This is a genomic window from Streptomyces boncukensis (assembly GCF_011045075.1).
Taxonomy (GTDB): Bacteria; Actinomycetota; Actinomycetes; order Streptomycetales; family Streptomycetaceae; genus Streptomyces; species Streptomyces boncukensis.
Map to the genome: position 1 here is coordinate 1 of NZ_JAAKZZ010000633.1, position 3,662 is coordinate 3,662.

The 3,662-nt window shown below is 77.4% G+C and carries 3 protein-coding genes; all 3 read right to left on the minus strand.

Annotation, left to right across the window (positions count from 1 at the left end):
* The coding region (locus G5C65_RS33330) for a hypothetical protein (RefSeq protein ID WP_165302798.1) at positions 1-278 on the minus strand (278 nt) is incomplete at its 3' end.
* Between the two features lie 6 nt (positions 279-284).
* A complete protein-coding gene (locus tag G5C65_RS33335) occupies positions 285-1,349 on the minus strand; it encodes an AAA family ATPase (protein WP_165302799.1) in 1,065 nt (354 codons plus the stop codon).
* A 16-nt stretch (positions 1,350-1,365) separates the two neighbouring features.
* Complete coding sequence (locus tag G5C65_RS33340) at positions 1,366-3,570, minus strand: VMAP-C domain-containing protein (protein ID WP_338146781.1); 2,205 nt, start codon at positions 3,568-3,570, stop codon at positions 1,366-1,368.
* Positions 3,571-3,662 lie beyond the last annotated feature (92 nt).

Genomic DNA, 3,662 nt, shown 5'->3' on the forward strand with positions numbered 1-3,662 from the left:
GCGTACGGCGGGGCCTCGGAGTCCGGCGACTCGGGCGGCACGGGTGGCGGCGCGGGCCCCGGCGGGCCGGTGCCGGGGAGGCCGGGCGCGTCCTGCGCCCCGCCCTGCCGCACCGTGCCACCGGTCCGGCACGCCAGCCAGACCGCCTCGGCCAGCTCCTCGGCCGACGGGTCCCAGCCGGCGGCCCGCAGCCGCGCCACGAGCTCGCTCAGCGGTCCCGTGCCGGGCCCCGCCCCGTGGTCACCGGGGCGCTCACCGGGCCGCCGGAGCTCTGCCATCGCCGGTCACCTCGGACGGTCCAGCGGACGCAGCAGCATCTCGGCCAGCCGGTCCCGGGTGACCCGCTCGGCGCCGGTGGCGCGCTGCGTGAGGAACAGGGCGTTGAGCAACTGGTCGGTGGCGATGACCTGGCCGGGCTCGCGCTGGAGGAAGCGCTCGACCAGCTCGCCGCCCTCGGCCAGCGCCTCCTCGCCCAGGTGTGCGGCGACCATGGCGGCGAGCTGCCGGGGGCCGGGCGGCTTGAGTTCGAGCTGGATGCAGCGCCGCAGCAGGGCCGCGGGGAAGTCCCGCTCCCCGTTCGAGGTGAGCACGATGAACGGGAAGACGGAGCACCGCACCCGCCCGGACTCGATCGCCGCCCGGCCGCCGTCGGCCGTCAGCACCTCGGTGACCGGCTCCCGGTCGGCGATCCGTTCGAGCTCGGGGATGGTGAACTCGCCCTCCTCCAGCACGTTCAGCAGATCGCTGGGGAGGTCGATGTCGCTCTTGTCCAGCTCGTCGACGAGCAGGACGCGGGGCGGGGGCGGTGCGCCGTCCGGCGCGCTGTCCGAGGTGCTGTCCGGCGCGCTGTCCGGCGCGCTGTCCGGCGCGCTGTCCGGGGGCAGCAGCGCGGTGCCGAGCGGGCCGAGGCGTACATACGAGCCGATGGGGGGCCGCTCGGCGGGCGTGTGCGGCGGGCCGCCGCCGACCGCGCGGTCCAGCTGCACGTCCTGCAGCCGGCCGATCGCGTCGTAGTGGTACAGCCCGTCCTTGAGGGCGGTGCGGCTGACGATGGGCCAGCGCAGCACCGGGCCGAGGCCCAGCTCGTACGCGACGGCGTGCGCCAGCGTGGACTTGCCGGTGCCGGGGTTGCCGGTGACGAGGAGCGGGCGGCGCAGACAGAGCGCGGCGTTGACCGCCTCGACCTCCTCGGTGCGCGGATGCAGGTTCTCCACCAGGCGGCGCTGGGCGCCCAGCCGCCGCGCCGCGTCGCCCTCCCGGGTGAAGTCCCGCCAGGGCGGGGGATCCGGCAGCGCGCGCACGCCGTCGTGCGGGACTCCGGCCCCCCGGTAGATGCGCCAGTCGCTCACGGTCGTCCCTCCTGGTTCACCTCGGTGCCCACGCGGGTCCCCCCTCGTCCGGCGGCCGGGAAGTCATCGGCGGCTCCCGCAGCACCCCGTCCCGCGGGGGGCGGTGCGGCGGATCGTAGAGCAGAACGATGTGCCGCGCCCACAGCGTCCCGGGGTCGGGCGCGCCCTCGTCGGCGTTGCCGTTGCGGAGCGTACGGATACGTTCCGGAAGGTGCCGGGCAGCGCGCACCTCGCCGAGCAGCCGGGCCGCGCCCTCGTGGAACTCGGCGCAGTCCGTGTGGCCGCTGTCCGTGTGCCGCCACAGGGCGAGCACATGGCCCGCGGTGAGCGCGGCGCCCATGGCCCGCGCGCCCGGCCCGTCCCCGGTGCGCGAGCAGTAGACCGGGACGGCGCCCGGGGGAACGGCCAGCAGCCGCCCATAGGCGGCCTGTTCGCCCTCGTACGGCCGCGCGGCGCCCTCGCAGGGCCCCGCGCCGGGCCCGTGGGCCGTCTGCCCCGCCGCCTCGGCGGGCACCTCGCGGCGCAGCGGGACGGCGTGCAGCGGGCCCTCGGCCACGGCGCTGGCGCGGGCCCGCCACTCGGGGGTGACGCCCTGGTCCCTGCGGAGCCTGTCGCGCACCACGACGAGCCGCCGCTGGCCCAGCGGCAGCGTGTGCGGGTTGAGCGGGTCGGCCGGGTCGGGCAGCCGGGGGCGCCACTGCTCGACCGGCTCGTCGAACAGCGCGCGGGGCAGCATGAAGGCCACCGCCGCCAGGTGCTCGCCCACGTCGCCCTGGTCGAGCGCCGCGGAGAGCGCGCCGCGCAGCGACTCCTCCAGGCCGCGGCGCGGCGCGTCCGGGCCGCTGTACGCGACGGGGACGACGGCGGGCTCCGCGGCCTCCGCGCTCCCGTCCGGCGCCGCGTACTGCAGCAGGACGCGCCAGGAGTGCCGGCCCGTGCCGTAGATGTCGGGGTCGATCTCCACCAGCACGTCGGCGCGGGCCGCGACCGCCGCGCTGTCGGCGGCCAGGACCTGGGGGATCCGGGCCCGGATCACATCGTTCCGCAGCGTCGGCGCCGTGGACTCGATCCACTCGCGCAGCGCGCCGAGCGGGCAGCCCGGGAGGGCGGCGCGGGAGCGGGCGAGCGTGGCCCACACCTTCGCCGCGTACAGCACCACCGCCTCCAGGGAGAGGTCGCCTGCCGGTTCCTCGGAGGGGGTGCGGCCGTCGCGCGGGTCGTAGAGCAGTCCGGCGCCCTCGCGCCAGCTGCGCGGGTCGTGGTCGCGCAGGGTGTACGCGGACTGCAGGACGAAGTCGCGGGCCTCGTTGGCCAACTGGAGCACCTGGCCCGCGCCCGTCGGCGGATCCAGCCGGGCGAAGAGGGCGTAGAGCCGGGTGCGCCGGTCGGCGGTGAAGCCGTGCGGCTCGGCGGCCGACAGCTCCATCCGGGTCTGCCGCCGGGGCCAGCTGTCGCCCGGCGCGTGGTAGCGCCGCAGATGGTGGCGGTCGTGCGCGGACAGCACCTCGTGCAGCACGGCGCCGCCGCGCGGCCCGGCGTCGCACAGCCGGCGCAGCGCCGTGACCGGAACGGCCAGCCCCGCGCCGGGGCCGCGCCCCTTCCCCTTGCTGACGCCGATCACGGCGCCGCGCCACAGGTCCACCACCGGGCCGCCGGAACAGCCCTGGGTGAGCTGCCCTCCGCTGAGCATCATCGGCCCCGCGACGCCCCCGCTGGCGTCGCCGGTGCCGGAGAAGAACAGCGGCTCGTCCTTCGACGGGCCCGGCATCCAGCCGTAGAGCCCGACCTCGGCCGGGGTGAGCGCGGAGCGGTCGCTCAGCCAGAGGCACTCGGGGTCGGTGGCCTCGGGGACGCGGATCAGCGCCAGGTCCGGCAGCGGCCAGGGGGACGGCGGCGCGCCGGGGTCCCGGGGCACGGGCAGCCCGAACGCCAGCTCCCCGGTGAGGACCACGCCGTCCTCGGTCCTGATGCCGATGGCCCGCTCTCCCCTCCACACGGCCCCGCTGCCGCCGCTCCCCACCACATGGGCGCAGGTGAGCACCCACCCGGGTGCCACGAAGAAGCCGCTCCCCCACAGCGGTCGCCATACACCCGGCTCCGCTTCCGTCCCCCGTCCGTTCAGTCGGTCATACCCGCCGTCCACTGCGCCGATGCGCACGACGGCGGGACTGACGGCGCTCTCGACGTCCCCGGGGGCGGTCACGGCACCCGGGGCGCGCACCAGGGGGCACCGCGCCGCGCCGCGCGCCTGTCCCTGACCCGCCCGGCCCGCGCCCGCCCGCCGGGCACCCGTGGATCTGTCTCTTATACACA